10 protein-coding genes, 1 tRNA gene, 2 rRNA genes and 1 pseudogene (1 of these 14 cut by a window edge) are annotated in these 15,820 nt (G+C 56.8%); 4 read left to right on the top strand and 10 right to left on the bottom strand.

What is annotated here, in order from left to right:
* From DFK10_RS13380 to DFK10_RS13365, 4 genes are all read left to right on the top strand, one after another.
* A 23S ribosomal RNA gene (locus tag DFK10_RS13380) occupies positions 1-1,312 on the top strand (it extends 1,519 nt beyond the left edge of the window).
* A 79-nt stretch (positions 1,313-1,391) separates the two neighbouring features.
* Positions 1,392-1,506: ribosomal RNA gene (gene rrf / locus DFK10_RS13375) — 5S ribosomal RNA — on the top strand.
* A gap of 112 nt (positions 1,507-1,618) precedes the next feature.
* On the top strand, positions 1,619-2,494 hold the full coding sequence (locus DFK10_RS13370) for a glycosyltransferase family protein (RefSeq protein ID WP_146193272.1): 876 nt from the start codon (positions 1,619-1,621) through the stop codon (positions 2,492-2,494).
* A 78-nt stretch (positions 2,495-2,572) separates the two neighbouring features.
* Positions 2,573-2,649: transfer RNA gene (locus DFK10_RS13365), tRNA-Met, on the top strand.
* Positions 2,650-2,866: 217 nt separating this feature from the next.
* Here the strand turns inward: DFK10_RS13365 and DFK10_RS13360 are convergent.
* The 10 genes and pseudogenes from DFK10_RS13360 to DFK10_RS16310 form a co-directional block, all read right to left on the bottom strand.
* Positions 2,867-4,012 (bottom strand): Fic family protein, encoded by a 1,146-nt coding sequence (locus DFK10_RS13360; RefSeq protein WP_235866845.1) that lies wholly within the window; start codon positions 4,010-4,012, stop codon positions 2,867-2,869.
* Between the two features lie 151 nt (positions 4,013-4,163).
* Entirely contained in the window at positions 4,164-4,418 is a 255-nt protein-coding gene (locus tag DFK10_RS13355) for an integrase core domain-containing protein (RefSeq protein ID WP_268952266.1), read from the bottom strand.
* A gap of 262 nt (positions 4,419-4,680) precedes the next feature.
* Positions 4,681-5,814, bottom strand: coding sequence for a Fic family protein (locus tag DFK10_RS13350; protein ID WP_109389535.1), 1,134 nt, complete (start codon positions 5,812-5,814; stop codon positions 4,681-4,683).
* A 302-nt stretch (positions 5,815-6,116) separates the two neighbouring features.
* Positions 6,117-7,314: pseudogene (locus DFK10_RS13345) on the bottom strand (IS256 family transposase).
* A 536-nt stretch (positions 7,315-7,850) separates the two neighbouring features.
* The gene (locus DFK10_RS13335; RefSeq protein WP_109389534.1) at positions 7,851-9,596 is read right to left on the bottom strand and encodes a polysaccharide biosynthesis/export family protein; all 1,746 of its coding nucleotides are present in this window, start codon (positions 9,594-9,596) and stop codon (positions 7,851-7,853) included.
* 13 nt (positions 9,597-9,609) lie between these two features.
* The gene (locus DFK10_RS13330; protein WP_217810153.1) at positions 9,610-11,553 is read right to left on the bottom strand and encodes a Wzz/FepE/Etk N-terminal domain-containing protein; all 1,944 of its coding nucleotides are present in this window, start codon (positions 11,551-11,553) and stop codon (positions 9,610-9,612) included.
* 209 nt (positions 11,554-11,762) lie between these two features.
* Positions 11,763-12,971, bottom strand: a complete 1,209-nt coding sequence (locus tag DFK10_RS13325) for a capsule assembly Wzi family protein (protein WP_109389532.1) — start codon at positions 12,969-12,971, stop codon at positions 11,763-11,765.
* Between the two features lie 171 nt (positions 12,972-13,142).
* Positions 13,143-14,282 (bottom strand): glycosyltransferase family 4 protein, encoded by a 1,140-nt coding sequence (locus DFK10_RS13320; protein WP_109389531.1) that lies wholly within the window; start codon positions 14,280-14,282, stop codon positions 13,143-13,145.
* 329 nt (positions 14,283-14,611) lie between these two features.
* Positions 14,612-15,124, bottom strand: a complete 513-nt coding sequence (nusG, locus tag DFK10_RS13315; RefSeq protein ID WP_109389530.1) for a transcription termination/antitermination protein NusG — start codon at positions 15,122-15,124, stop codon at positions 14,612-14,614.
* Positions 15,125-15,150: 26 nt separating this feature from the next.
* Positions 15,151-15,738 carry a hypothetical protein gene (locus DFK10_RS16310; protein WP_146193271.1) on the bottom strand — a complete coding sequence of 196 codons (588 nt, stop codon included), beginning with the start codon at positions 15,736-15,738 and terminating at the stop codon, positions 15,151-15,153.
* Positions 15,739-15,820 lie beyond the last annotated feature (82 nt).

Below are 15,820 nucleotides of genomic sequence, written 5' to 3'. Positions count from 1 at the left end.
TCGGATTGGGTGGGCCGCTGATCGGTTCCTGGAAATAGCCCTCCATTAGATCGTACCCTAAACCGACACAGGTGGACTGGTAGAGAATACCAAGGCGCTTGAGAGAACGATGTTGAAGGAACTCGGCAAAATACCTCCGTAAGTTCGCGAGAAGGAGGCCCAGTTTCAACGCAAGTTTTGGCTGGGGGCACAAACCAGGGGGTGGCGACTGTTTACTAAAAACACAGGGCTCTGCGAAGTCGCAAGACGACGTATAGGGTCTGACGCCTGCCCGGTGCCGGAAGGTTAAAAGGAGGAGTGCAAGCTCCGAATTGAAGCCCCGGTAAACGGCGGCCGTAACTATAACGGTCCTAAGGTAGCGAAATTCCTTGTCGGGTAAGTTCCGACCTGCACGAATGGCGTAACGACTTCCCCGCTGTCTCCAACATCGACTCAGCGAAATTGAATTACCTGTCAAGATGCAGGTTTCCCGCGGTTAGACGGAAAGACCCCGTGCACCTTTACTACAGCTTCGCACTGGCATCAGGCACAACATGTGCAGGATAGGTGGTAGGCTTTGAAACCGGAACGCCAGTTTCGGTGGAGCCATCCTTGAGATACCACCCTTGTTCTGCTTGATGTCTAACCGCGGTCCGTTATCCGGATCCGGGACCCTGCGTGGTGGGTAGTTTGACTGGGGCGGTCGCCTCCCAAATAGTAACGGAGGCGCGCGAAGGTTGGCTCAGAGCGGTCGGAAATCGCTCGTTGAGTGCAATGGCAGAAGCCAGCCTGACTGCGAGACTGACAAGTCGAGCAGAGTCGAAAGACGGCCATAGTGATCCGGTGGTCCCGAGTGGAAGGGCCATCGCTCAACGGATAAAAGGTACGCCGGGGATAACAGGCTGATACTGCCCAAGAGTCCATATCGACGGCAGTGTTTGGCACCTCGATGTCGGCTCATCTCATCCTGGGGCTGGAGCAGGTCCCAAGGGTATGGCTGTTCGCCATTTAAAGAGGTACGTGAGCTGGGTTTAGAACGTCGTGAGACAGTTCGGTCCCTATCTTCCGTGGGTGTAGGATACTTGAGAGGAGTTGCCCCTAGTACGAGAGGACCGGGGTGAACGATCCACTGGTGGACCTGTTGTTGCGCCAGCAGCAGTGCAGGGTAGCTATGATCGGACAGGATAACCGCTGAAGGCATCTAAGCGGGAAGCCCCCCTCAAAACAAGGTATCCCTGAGGACCGAGGTAGACCACCTCGTCGATAGGCCGGAGATGTAAGCGCTGCAAGGCGTTCAGTTGACCGGTACTAATTGTCCGATAGGCTTGATTTGATCCAGTAGAAGCAAGGTTCGTCCTGCTCTTACGGTTCAGAAGTCAGTTTACCTGGCTTGGACAATGTTTCTTTCTTGGTCTGGTGGTCATAGCACGAGCAAAACACCTGGCTCCATTCCGAACCCAGCCGTTAAGTGCCGTAGCGCTGATGGTACTGCGTCTTAAGACGTGGGAGAGTAAGTCGCTGCCAGACCTAGTAAGAAACATCTATTGTATCTCTCGACGATGCTACACCGACCCCTAAACGAACGAACGCAGCTAGGCTTTTGTCCTAGCGGCAATAACGCGCGGGGCGAACTCTGCTCATGATCCAAGTCGTACTCGTGAAATGGGGCCGAAAATATGATCCCCGCTATATTCATGGCCTTCTGGACGCCATCCGGCGCCATACGGCGCGGGACCTTCGGGTCGTCTGCATTACCGATGACGCCACTGGCCTGTCGCCGGATATCATCACTCGCCCTTTTCCCGATCTTGGCATGCCATTACAGGACATGACCGCTTTCGGAGGGTGTTTGCCGAAACTGTCGATGTTCGCACCGGCTGTGCTCGACCCCGATCTCAAGACCATCTACCTCGACATTGATACAGGTGTTTTCGGCGATATCGGCGAGCTGGTCGACCTGCTCGACACGCATCCCTGCCTTCATGCGCTGCCGAACCATTTCCTCCCGCACTGGCGAACCCCCTGGCTGTCATGGATGACGCCGGAAGGCTGCTATTTCATCAATAGTTCCGTCATGGTTTTCCGCCCCGGTCAACACGCGGACATTTTCACCGACTTTCTCGATGCCTTCCACAAGGCCTATCGCCCCGAGATCGCGCGCAAAGCGATGCCGCTCCCCTTGCGGTCCGACGAACGGTTCATCAGCCAGCACGAAAAGGGCAAGCTGCGAGCCTTGCCCCGGAGCCTGGCCGGCAGTTTCAAGGATCTCTACATGGGGCCGCTTGACCGGATTCTCGGGACCTTCCCGTTCCTGATGAAAAGCCGGGGGCGGGTGGCGTTGACCTTTCACGGAGACGCGCTCAAGCCGGACTTGATGGCCGGTTTCGAGCCGGGGCAAGAGATTCGACAAGGCGGGTTTCGCACCCGCTGGCGCCATCCGGAATTCGCCCGATATTGGGCGGATATCCTTGCCCCGGACGCGCCGGATGACCCCGGGCATGATCCGTCGAAATAGTTCGTCCGAACCCGGAATTTCCCCGCTGGCCCCCCTTGCACCCGACCGTCATAAAACGTACATGCACATCAGATTTGGCGCGGGGTGGAGCAGCCCGGTAGCTCGTCAGGCTCATAACCTGAAGGTCGTAGGTTCAAATCCTACCCCCGCAACCAAATAACTCCAATAAATCAATCGTTTGGTTCCTGACTGAAATACTGGGGAATTCACTTATGCCGTCCGAGTCAACACCAAGTCAACGTTTTGCGAGTCACCCCTAGAAGAGGCGTAATCGTTGGTATTCAGCCGAAACCACCGACGGTTGATGATGTTCGGGAGTATTCGAACGGATCGGCATCGCAGAGTGATGGCCGACAATGCGGTCTGCTCGCGTTACAGAACCAGCTCATAGCTTGTGCTGCGACCGCCAGCTTCGCCTTTTCGCATCAGCCCAAACTCAATCAAGGCTGCGATGTCGCGACTTGCACTGTCCTGAGAGCATTTCGCAATCGTCGCCCATTTCGACGTGGTCATCTTGCCTTCAAAGCCGTCAAGTAAACGGTTCAGAACCTTGATCTGTCGCTCGTTCAGCGGCATCGGAGCCGCGCGCTCCCAGAATTGACCCTTCGCGACAACTGCAGCAAGTACACTATCCGCTCCACAGATGGCGCGATCCAGGCACGCGAGGAACCACAGAACCCACTCGGTTACGTCCGTTTCGCCTTTCTGCGTTTGCTCCAGTTGATCATAGTATGCGCTCCGTTCTGTTCGGATCTGCGCCGACATGCTGTAGAACCTCTGTGAGCTGCCCTCTGACCGCGCCAGCGCGAGATCAGCGATTGCACGAGCAATCCGCCCGTTGCCATCCTCGAACGGGTGGATCGTCACAAACCACAGATGCGCGAGGGCCGCCTTGATTACAGGATCGGATGAAATCGGCGCGTTGAACCACGCGAGAAACGCTTCCATCTCCGCCGCGACCCTAGAGGCAGGTGGCGCTGTGTAATGCACGCGCTCCCGTCCGTAGGGTCCTGATACCACCTGCATCGGGCCGGTACTGTCATCGCGCCAATCCCCGACGCGGATGCGTGTCATGCCGCTGCGCCCGGTCGGAAACAGGGCGGCATACCAGCCGAATAGGCGCTCCGCTGTCAGTGGAGCGTCGTAGTTGCGCGTGGCATCAAGCATGACCTCGACGATGCCTTCGACGTTACGATCCGTCGGGGGCAAAGCGCCAATGTCGATGCCAAGGCGACGTGCCAGCGATGACCGCACCTGAGTGATGTCGAGCTGTTCGCCTTCGATTTCGCTTGTCTTGACGACGTCTTGTGTCAGCGTCTGCAGCACCGCTTCCTCGCGCAGCTTGAAGCCTAGCGCTTCCATTCTTCCGATCAGCTTGCCCTGGGTATGGCGTACCTCAGCTAGGTACGCGGCAACGCGCGCGTCTTGCCAAGTAAGGTTAGGCCAGGTGTCCCGTTCCCAGATTTGCATCGTATTCTCCGCAAAAATTGCAGCGATAATCCAACTTTTTCTCTGCATCGGCAAGAGTGAAGGCGGAATTATGTGCGGAGAATAGGGTGATCAATGTCCGCACAACACGCTAGTGTGCTCGTGCCCAAGGCTAATAGTGAAGCGGTCCCGGTTTTTCGGACAGCTCAGCGGCTGATCTGAGGTGTATCCGGGTTGGTTTTCATGCCGCCAATTTATAATCTCGACCGATCCAGTATGCTTCCTTCGGCGTTTTGCGTTCATGGGAGGAATGAGGCCGCTCGGTATTGTAGAACGCCATGCAGTTGCTGATCACCCGCCGGGCTTGGAGGCCGTCATTGATTTCTTTGAGATAGACCGCCTCCTGCTTCAGGGATCGCCAGAGACATTCGATGAAGATGTTGTCGAGGTAATGCCCGCGCCCATCCATCGAGACGCGCGCGCCCGCCTCGGTCAGCGTCGTGATCTAGGCCGATCCGGTGATACACCTTAGACGACTGTCCGGTTTTCTCGGGCCACTTCACCCCTTCGGTATGATCGATGCACTTGGAACGACGCGAATGGCTCAGAAGTTTTCCCTCGCAGCTTCCGTCAATATGAGCTTGTCCAATGTCGGGACTATCCTGAATTTTGTGCGTTGACGTGGTAGCTTCTAGAAGAGGAGACAGGCGCTTCAGAAAGCAGAAGTGCAATGACGGTGACAATTTTCAGTATCGGCATTAGACCCTCAACAGGTCCAACAAGGGATCAAAAGCGTAGAGCGCCGCCCGGCGCCCGGCTGCAGGCTGCAGCGTTCTTAGGAGCCCGGCCTCGACAAGCCGTCGGGACAGCAAACGCGCAGAGGTCGCCGGAATACCCAACCTTTCGACAAACCGATCATTGCGAAACACCGGGCTCGCGAACACGAAATCCAGCGCCTGATCGTGAAACTGCGAGTTCAGTACCTCACGGAAGCGCTCGCGCATGTCCGTGTACAGCCTGAAGATTGCATCAGCTGTCTCGATGTTCACCGTGGCCTGTTCATGCATGGCCTGAAGAAAGAAAACTACCCAGCCGGTCCAGTCTCCCTCAGAGGATACGGCTCGCATCCGTTCGATATATTCGTCCTTATGGGTCTCGAAGTAGCCCGAGACAAAGAAGTTGGGCTGGCTAAGCACACCTAGTCGCCAGAGCATCAGCGTAATCAGCATGCGGCCGATCCGGCCATTGCCATCCTCGAACGGGTGAAGGGCTTCGAATTCCACATGTGCGAGGGCGGTGCGGATGAGCGGACGCGTCGCACTGCTGTTTATGAACTGGACCAAAGCCGCCATCGCAGGTTCAAGCTGCTCTGGGGCAATAGGGACGTAGTAAATCTTTCCGCCGCGCTCATTCCCGATGTAGTTCTGCTCGATTTTATAGCTGCCAGGGCGCTTTGTAGCGCCACGCCCGGCGGAGAGCAGTTGCTGATGCGCAGACCGAATAAGGTGTTCCCCAAGCGGCATACCTGCGGCAAGGGCATCTTGCGCGCTTCGGAGCGCGCGCGAATAGAGGTAAGTCTCAATGTCGTCGTGGCGGGTATCGCGATAGAGGTCCGTGCTTCCGGAATCTTCCTCTGCCTCCAGGCGATAAAGGTCCTCAATAGTCGAGATCGTACCCTCCATCCGCGACGAGGTCACCGCGTCCTGGCGGCGCAATGGGGCGAGGAACAGCTCGCCATTCACCATCCCCGATATCTTGGCGTCATAGCGTGCCAGCGAAGCCGCAGCCTCTTCCAGAGGGCCAAGGAGCTGTTCGTAATCCAGCGGCTTGGGCGGAAAAGCGCCCTCATGATAGCGCACTGCATCTGCAAGATCGTATATTTTGGTGACCATTTTTTAGCTTAAACTGTCGTCAACGTGGTTTGATGGCACCCTAATCACATCAACCGCTTTTGGCAACGGAATATACTTAGATCTTGCCATCAAGAGCTTTTGACCCTCGTTGGGTGCCATCAAAGGGTCTTGGCGGCACGAAAAAAGGGCAATGAGTTGCCAACCAGTCTTCTAACCGGCATCCACATCGCATGTTTGCTCGAAACGCGCGTCCCGGCGCTTTGGTCTGAGTTGAGGTAGTGTCCCGGGACGTGGTGTAGGAACTGGCGTTCACCTGCTTCTTCATAGCCGGTGTTGCTCGTTCACTGTGCGGCGATCATCGTCGCCGTATCGGGATGGTCGCACATGGCGGTCAGCTTTTCCACCGGCATGTAGCGACGCGAGACCGCCCACTCATCATTCTGCTCCAGCATCAGTGCCCCCACGAGGCGGATCACGGCTTCACGGTTCGGGAAGATCCCGACGACGTTTGTGCGCCGCTTGATCTCCTTGTTGACGCGCTCCAGCGGGTTGGTGCTGTGCAGCTTCGAACGCAGGCTCTCGTCGAAGGCCATGTAGGCCAGCACGTCGTGCTCGGCCTCGTCCATCAGCTCGGCAACATCCCGGAACCGGTCGCGCAGGCTGTCGGCGACCTCGCGCCAGCGGGCATGGGCCTGATCGCGGTCCTTCTCGGCGAAGACGGTCTTCACCACGGCGCTGACCACGGGCTTGTTGGTCTTGCCCACGCGCGCCAGGAGGTTGCGCTGGAAATGCACCCGGCAGCGTTGCCAGCCGGCGCCGAGAACCTTGCGTGCGGCCGCCTTCAGCCCCTCATGCGCATCGCTGATGACCAGTTGCACGCCACGCAGACCCCGGACGCGTGAGAGACCGCAGGAAGTCGGCCCAGAAGGTCTCAGCCTCGGACGGCATCACCGTGATCCCAAGGATCTCGCGCCGCCCGTCGGTGTTGACTGCAACGGCCACTATCACCGCCATCGAGACGATCCGCCCGCCCTCACGCAGCTTCACGTAGGTGGCGTCGAGCCAGAGGAAGGGCCAGTCGCCCTCCAGAGGCCGGTTCAGGAACGCCTGCACCCGCTCGTCGATCTCCTCGCAGAGCCGCGAGACCTGGCTCTTCGAGGTGCCCGTCAGCCCCATGGCACGGACCAGATCGTCGACAGCGCGGGTGGAGACGCCGTGGATGTAAGCCTCCTGTATCACCGCCATCAGCGCCTTCTCGGCTGTCTGGCGCGGCTCCAGGAAGGTCGGGAAATAGCTGCCCTTGCGCAGCTTGGGGATGTTCAGCCCGATGGTGCCTGCCCGGGTATCCCACCGGCGCGGCCGGTATCCGTTGCGCTGGTTCTCGCGGTCCGGGCTGCGCTCGCCATGCCCAGCTCCGCAGACGGCGGCCACCTCGATGTCCATCAGCCGCTGTGCGGCGTCCTGGATCAAATCGCGTAGAAAGTCCGCGTCGTCGCTCTTGGCAATCACGCCCGGAAGGTCAATCTTGGTCTCGGTCATCGTGCTCTCCTTCGTTGTCATCGGTCTTTGAACAACCTCAGACTACGAAGAAGCGCGGTGGCCGCCAGCCCGGCCGCGCGCTGCGATACCCCAAAAGGCTCCGCGCGCGGCCTCCTACACCACACGCTGGGGCACTACCCTGAGTTGATCGACAACGCTCACAAGGCACGCGTGCAGGCAAATCTTGAAAGCGTTCGGCCCTATGAGCTGGTCACGCGCTTTGGCGGCGGAGAGCCTTGATCCTACGTGGGCTGTTTCTGCGGATACTCCTACGGAAACAGTGTACAGGCGGCATTTTTCGCCATGCATGCTGCGGGCCATACCGATTTTCTCGAAGCCTCTGAAGCGCAGATCAAGCGCTATGCTATAAGTGTGGGGGCGGCGTACAGCCTAAAGTTGATTGCACAGCCCGGGGGGGCATAAATTCAGCAGAGGGTAGCCAACCCCAAGCCGAACAGGGCAATACCGCCAGGGATATGTGCTCTCAGCTGACCTTTTACTACCGGGCTGCCTCCAAGTGTTGGAATGCATCTAAATCACTGGACGAGGGTCTGCACCGCCTCCGCGGATTGCGCAAGGCCCAGCCCCGATCGCAAGGCATTGTTGATGCGACCGACAACCCGTGTGAACTGGCTGACTGGCTGGTCGGATATGAAGATAATATCATTTGGACGCAATTGAAGATCATCAGCCAATGCCAACCGAGTCGGATTGCTCAGGTCGAGATAGTAAGCGTCAAATTGATTTGCCACATTCTCATCTGGACGCAACACGAAGACCTGTTTGAGGTCAGACTCCGCATCAGCAAGGGCCCTGCTGCTGAACACGGCATCTGATAGTGTGGGCCGTGCAATCTGGGCAATCTCAATCAGCTGCGGCGCGGTTCCAGCGCCGGTTATCATCACGGTTTGCTTTTCAAACACAATTGGTTCAAAAACGATCCGATCGCCGGACTGCAGGAAGACCTTGCGCGATGGCTGGTCAATCAGCGACCGGCGTACTGATACCCGGTATTCCTGACCATTGCGAATGATCCGCGCCATGACATCGGTTTCGCTGTCGACCGCGATATTGGCGGCATTGATCGCATCGGCCAGTTCCAGCGGTTGGGATGTCACCGGCAACTCCACGCTGGCTCCGTTGCCTGCAACCGACGTGACCGACACAGACTGCGAATTGAATCCGACAATATTCACCGCAAAATCCGGGGCACTTTCCTGAGCCTGGATCCGTATGGTGTCATCGGGGTGCAGATATATCGGCGCGCGCCGCTCAGGGCCCAGCAAATTCTTGAGTAGCACGCCATAGCGTTCTCCCTCGCGTCGGATCTCGATCAGGTAGTCCCGACCGGGTGGAGTTTGCAGACCCAACCGACTGACCACGTCAACCAACCGAACAGGCGCCTCGGCAATCGGGATCAAGCGGTCTTCAATGGTGGTGGGCAAATCACCAATCAGCCGGAGAGGCTTCGAGTTATTGGCCTGTATCGAAAGTTCGATATCAGGGTTCAGGCCATTGCGAAGCAATTCGGCGGAGATTTCCTCGATTGCCTCTCCAGTCGTGAGGCCGCCAACATCGACATCCCCCGCTCCAAGCGGCCTGACACTGCCGTTGGACGCCACGACCAGGGGCCGAGTATTGGGCACATCATTAACGTTCCCATCATCCGAGACCTGCGGCAAGACCCTGGTGATCGCCAGCACGTCACCAGCACCGATCCGGTAAACGGGTGGCGCGCCGGTGGGTGGAGGCGTCAGCTCCGTCAAAGCCTGCGCGTCTCGGCCAGAGGAACGCGCAAGCTCCCGACCAATAAGATCACGGACCGCATTTAAGGTTCGCGCCCGTACTTCAATAGATCCAATTTGGGCCGAGAAGATCGTGCCATCTTCTTTCACGGGCAGCTGTAGCACCTGAGATGTTGCGCGCGGTACACCATCACGATCGACCACCTGTTTCTTAATTTCGAGGCTCAGTTCGTCACCAACTCCCAAACGGTAGACTGGGGGCGAGGTGACGGGTGGCAGATTCTCGGCGCGGGCTGATGCTTCCTGCCGCAAGCTGGTGCCTTCGGCAGCTTGCCGGTTCGGTACAATGGCCTGCCGGTGCCATTGGCGAGCATTTGCCAGCGCAATTTCTTCGCGCGTCAGTGGTTTTACATTGAGTTTGAATTCGGTCTGCTCCACCTCGGTCACGCGTGAGGTCAATGGCAGGGTCTGGGGCTCATAGGCAATATCGCAGGCCGCAAGTGTGAACAGCGCCAAAGCTGATACTTTATAATACATTATGGCGATCTTTCTACTCAAGGATCAGCGTCTGTTGCGAGATCTTGAAGCGGTCACGCAACGCCTTCAAACGATCCGTTTGCTGCCTCGTGGTGCGCCCGGCGCCCAGGACCGACACAAGACGTTGTGCGCCCGATGCAAGGGCCGCGGCAATCGGGGCACCGGCCCCCACGCGCGGGCATATGACCAGAACACGGTCAAACTCATGCTCGATCCCGGCGACGGCCTGCTCAATCGTGAACGGACTGACCCGCGTCTTGTCCGCTGGTTTGAAAACTGTCGGGCCAGAGGCAAGATCAAACCGGTCAAGACTGCCTTCCTCGCCCGCTGGGGCCGCCCCTTTGAGGTCCAGCGTTCCGGTCAGATCAACAACAGCGCAGCGGGGACCCTCTTCGGACAAAGCGAGGTAAAGTCCGACTGCACCGGCCACCTGTTCCGATCCTGTTGGCAGGACCAGAACACGTTTCGGTGATCCCTGAGCTATTTCTACGGCTACTTCGTCCAGCTGATTATGCGGGCGCTTTTCAAATTGGGCGATCCGCCGATCAACGGGGCGTCTGCGGCCTCCGAAGTATTTCGCCACACGATCGGCGCCGATCCTGCCATTCATGGCATCCGATAACGCGTTCGCTGTATGCAGAACGCCCCGCCGCATGGATCGCACGATCCCTAAACCAGAACCAACCACTAGGCCAAGGACAAGTCCGAGAGCCGCAATCAGTTTGTTGTTAGGAGCAGATGGCTGCACTGGCGGCACAGCCATTTCATAAACATCCGCGATCGAGGCGACAAACCCATCGGTGATGCGCTGGGTCTCAAATTGTTGTACGATCACTTCATAAATAGTCTTTTGAACTGTTGCCTCACGCTCAAGAGCCGCCAGCTCGGCAGCAGCCGAGGCGTTTCGACGGGCATCTTCCTCGAACTCGTTTATCGTGCGTTCGACTTCCTCAAGTCGTTGCGTTGTCCGATCACGCGCGGTCGCCAGTTGGATGGCATCTGGCAAGACCCAATTCACAGGAGAGCTGGGCCAGCTCAGCAAGCGACGGAAATCTGCGTCGCGTATGAACGGATGATCCGTCACCAGCTGCTGCCGCAGTGGAGCCGTAAGGATATCGTTTTTTTCTGCTATCGCCTGCAGATCATCGAGCGCCGCTAGAAAACTCCTAAAACTGTCTCGCTGCTCCCGCAACAGCACCAGCTGCGCCGAGGCACGAGCCAACTCTTGATCGGATGCCAAGTCGTTCTCTACCGCATATTCAGTGATTGATGCCGTCGTTGCCTCGACATCTGCCTGGACATCAAGCAGCTGCTTGGAAAGATAATCGATCTGGGCCCGGGATTTCCGCTCCTGATCTTCAAGGAGCGTGGCCAGCGCATGGTTAACGATTGTATTCGTAATCTCCGCAGCCCTATGCGGGTCAACATGGGTCGTTGCGACCGTGACAACCCCGTTCTCACCCAACTCCACCGAAACGGACTCATTAACCCAATCGATGACGCGCATCTGTTCCTTGGCGTCAGAAGCTGTTGGAGGCTCGCTAATACCTGCTGCGATCAGAAGTGCACCTACCGGACCGACCTGTCCTACTGGTGGATTGACCTCAGGGTCTTCAAAAAGGCCGGCCTCCGGCGCGATCTTCAGAATGAAATCCCGTGATTTGATACGGTCCTCCAGCGTCTGGGCCGGGCCGCCGCTTGTCCCCCCTGAAACACCAACCAAAGCCGCAAGCCCCCCCAATTCGCTGGGCAGGGAAATGCCCCCAGAGCCATCCTCAAAAGCAAACTTTGCCCCCGCATCATAAGTTGGCTCAGCAACCCAAACCGCATAGTAGATCGCCGCTGCTGAAAACAGCGCGGTGGTTGCGCCGATCAGCAGCCAATTCGACAGAAGGGCCGAGAATAGCTCGGCTAGATCAATCTCGTCATCTAGAGGGGCGTCCGGGCTATCCGTCAATCGAGCCTCCAAGGCTTACAAGTTATAATGGTTACTGCGATGTTTATCGCCGCTTTTCAAGGCCCCAAGCTTGTTGGGCATCTTATACCGGAGCTGTCTGGGCTTGTGTACAGCTAGGGATAGAGGAGGGTAACACCATTCCGTATATCACGGTCACTTGGTAGTGAGCGACATCACAAGCGCGCTTGAGGAATGCAGGTGCGCCGACGTCAAAAGCTTTTCGACAACTCAATACTTAAAACCAGCCCTTCATCGACGGCTGTCCGATCGAGTTCATAACCGTTATAATGAACGCGCGATACCACTCGCGTTCCATGGTAGTCAAAACCTAAGCCAAGATGCGCGCTTAATCCATCGACGCGCTGACTTGAAAGCCGGTGGTTAGCAATCGACGCATCATTGACCACATCATATCCAAGGCTCCAATCAATATCATAATCGGGAAGGTCATGGGCACCGCGTACTGATACCGAAACCCCTTCGCTATCTATTGGAGCCCCCATGACAACACCATCTTGAACATACGGATGGGTCCCGTTTCTGTAGGCAGTGCCTGGCCCGCACCACCCGTTTGGGGTTTCAGAAATTCTTGTATCGACAACCTCGAAGTTTAAGTTGCTCGGAACAGTACCGATGACCGTTTGGCGTGAAAAGCCCGCAAGATACATAAAGCATGATGGCGCAAGCCCCGCCGCATCTTCACCGATCGCCTGAGCGTAGATACGGTTTGCGCCCCATGCGTAGGCCACCCCGAAACCAGCCATTCCATTCGCGTCTGGTGAAATGCCAGCGTTGGTTTCATCGCCAAAAATGTTTCGGAAATCAGCATCATCAGGAAAGAATTGAGTGGTCCAGACAGCTTCAAGCTCGAAGTCTTTGATTGGTTCTATGACGACACGTGCTCCAAGCATATTCGCGTCTCGAAAGCTGTCTCCCTTGTAGTTGTAGCCAAAGAAAAAATCAGCTTCCCAAGGGCCAATCCAGGCGAGTATGGGCGATTGAAACGGCGACCTATCACTCTTCGTTAGATATATCGTCGGGAGGGGAGCTGCATTATCAGAAAGGATCAATGATGTATTGGGCGATAGGGACCAGTGCCTATCTTTGAGCCCAACTCCAGCCACCCAATCGCCAAACGGAAGTTGAACGTAGGAGCCATCATAGAAAAGAGTTTCTTCAAGGGTCTCGTATTTGGCGTGCACCCCGCCCTCAACTGGCCCAAGTTCGAACCGATATTGACCATCAATCCATACACTTGAGCCCGCGCCGTAGGTTGACCCCTGCCCCAGTATTCCATCGCTGATGAAGCCGGCGTGAAAAGTTAGAGCATCATCCGCGGTCGTCGCTTTAGGAAAAAAAAAACCCACGCTTACAACTGCGAAAAATCTTATGATATCTCTTCTCTCACTTATCTTCATTATCTACGTATCCTTGTTTGAAGCGTTGTCGTGATCTTTTGTTAAGCGAGGATGATCTTCCGATGGCTATCTTTACACCAGCGACATGCTGTCAGCGGTAAATTCGCCTAAGACTATCCGTTAGACAAGCAGTTCGTGGTCTTTACTGTGGCTTCAACGGCGTTTAGGCGGTCAAAATCCACCAGCCTTACGGTCTCCGGCCGTTTCGCGCTTGTGCCACTTCGCGACCGTCTTCTGGATGGGCGTGGCATTTTCCGCATTAATACGAAATCTACGGATCAGAGCTGGGGCTGCCACATATGATGCAAAAAACACGATTCCGAAGCCTACGACGGCTGCAAATGAATTTATCGTGTTGTTCCAGAAGACAACTCCAACAACCGGTGGTGCAATAACGAAAGGGGTCAGCACCAATGTGGTAAGCGGATTGGCGATCCGGCGCCGATTGCGCCCCAGGGCGCAGATTTCCAAAGCGCGCATGACCATCTGATGAACATGCAACCTGTCCGGCGCCATGGCGTCCGCCTTGCGACGCGACCGACGGTAAATGGCTAGGAGCATATCGGCCACTGGCCAGAACAACACGAGCAAGATCGCCCAAGGTGAGGCGGTCGGAGCCTCGAGGAGGATTGCAATCCCGAACCAGCTCAGCACGAAGCCAAGCGTGTAGGCGCCCGCATCGCCAAGGAAGATCTTGCCAAAAGGGTAATTCAGCAGAAAAAACCCAAACACACCCCCGGCCAGCATCAAGGCCAGATGCACCATCGCGTGATAGCCAGCCTTATCGGCGATTAGGCTCATCGCCACGGCAGTTACGATCGCCGTCATTGATGCCAGGCCGTTGACCCCATCAATCATGTTGAAGGCGTTTGCGATACCAGCGGTCAGCAGCAATGTGAAGGGGATCCCGATGGGCCAATAACCCAACACTGCATCTAGGCCTGGGATACCGGCACGTGGCAACCAAACACCCAGAAGCAGCACCACCAAGAGACTGGCTCCCGCAGCCGCCAATAGTCGGTTGCGCGGCGACACATGAAACCCAAGGTCCTCGAGCAGCCCCGCTGCGAAGAGCAGAGCGGCTGACATACTAAAGAGCGCATATGACTGTGAAATCGATGCCGGCGCGAATATCACACTGAGACCAAAGGCGCCGAAAATGGCGATACCTCCAACTCGTGGTGTTGGTCGTGTATGCATTGATTGCACGGCGTGCAAATCATGAGCGCGACCAAGCAAGCGCGCCGTGCGTCGACCGTATGCGACAAAGAATAAGCTGATCATAAACGATAACGCCAGCAGCGTGACCACTCGCCAACCCAGATACACAGACGCCCATTCAAATAGCAATTTTTACATCCACATGATTCTCAAGAGCATTTGTACTTCAACCTTAACGCATCCAGAAGTTGAAATGGTTCCGTTTGGCATGATCTAAGACGAAAAAGCCAACTCGCGCACACAGGTTGTGGTTAAAATGGCACACCCGCAAGCGCCTGCCTATCCATTAGTATCTCAATTAGCACCCAATAGACTGACTGCGCACTCCAGCGCGTGGCGATCACTCACTTTGCGACAGCCGGATGGCGCGCGATGCCGCCGATCCTGGTAGATGAAAGAGGTGGCCCGTTGTCGTTGCACTACGTCGTCCGCAGCTGCTCCGCTCCGACTGCGACCCGTTTTTGCCCGCCCATGATCTCCATCAAGACCCAGACGCGGCGATCCGGCGCAATCTTTTCAACCTCGGCCACAAAGTTTGCGAACGGTCCCTTGGTCAGCGCGACCTGATCTCCAGGCTTGAGCTCTTCCGGGGGCAGTAACTTGCCGTCTGCGTCACAGCGCAGCATGATCTGCGAGACTAGATCGAGCGGCACCGCTGCGGGCTCCTTGCCAAAGCTGACCAGCCGAGTGATGCCGTAGGTCGAGTTGACTTGCCGCCACAGGCCGAGGTCTGCATCAAAAGCAACGAAGATGTAGCCCGGAAATAGAGGCCGTTCGACTGTCACGAATTTGCCATTGCGCTGTCGCGTTTCCTCGTCGAGCGGCAGGAAGGTCTGAAACCCCTGCCGCGTGAGCTGCTTGTCTGCGATCCTGGCGCAATTTGGTTTCAACTGCGCCAGGAACCAACTTGTGCCGCGCTCGTGTGCCGTCATTGCGCCTCCTTGTGTCATTGGCCCACTTATCGCTCAAATTCGAGCGCATTCAAGCCGAGTTTGCTGAAGTGATGTGATGTTTTGGTGAAGCCGGGTGACGCATCCCCTTTCAACGTTATCGCACAAACCGCGATCGCGACCGCATCGTGCTCAACACGCGCCTGCGTGCCCTGCGCCCGAAAATCATTGAGCGCACCGCTGCGGCGATCGATAATATGGGCGGTCATGTGCAGTGCGACCCGAAGTCGGAACTTCTGCACAGTAACGACGAACTGATCATCAGTTTGGTTTTGGCGGGCTGCCAGCCGACGGGGAAGAGGCGGCTGCTGTGGCGCATTCGTTTTGATCCGATGCGCTATCAAGCTGATGTCACGCTGGCTGTGCGGCCTGACCCGATGAATGCGGCCGAGCTCGATTACTACCTGCTGCCCTGGCTCGATTTGCCCTGGTAGGAAATCCGCCTCTGCAATCAAACCTCCAACGCTTTTGAGGTCTTCCGTTTCGAAGACCTCGGCTTTTTCCACGGCATGGCTGAGCGTGTGGGGCTCCAGCGATGATGGGGCAGGGGCAGAAATCGAATATAACCAGAAAGGAGAACGAGCCATGACTGCCATTAAACCAAGGAGGCCCTATCGCAGCACGTCCGCTAGGGACGGCTTGATACGAGACTGCCGGTGGGCTCTGCAGGGCCACCGC

Origin of the sequence: Salibaculum griseiflavum (genome assembly GCF_003129565.1) — a bacterium.
In the GTDB taxonomy this organism is placed as follows: domain Bacteria; phylum Pseudomonadota; class Alphaproteobacteria; order Rhodobacterales; family Rhodobacteraceae; genus Salibaculum; species Salibaculum griseiflavum.
Note: the sequence above shows the minus strand (reverse complement) of the source record. Positions and strands in the feature narration are given on the sequence as shown.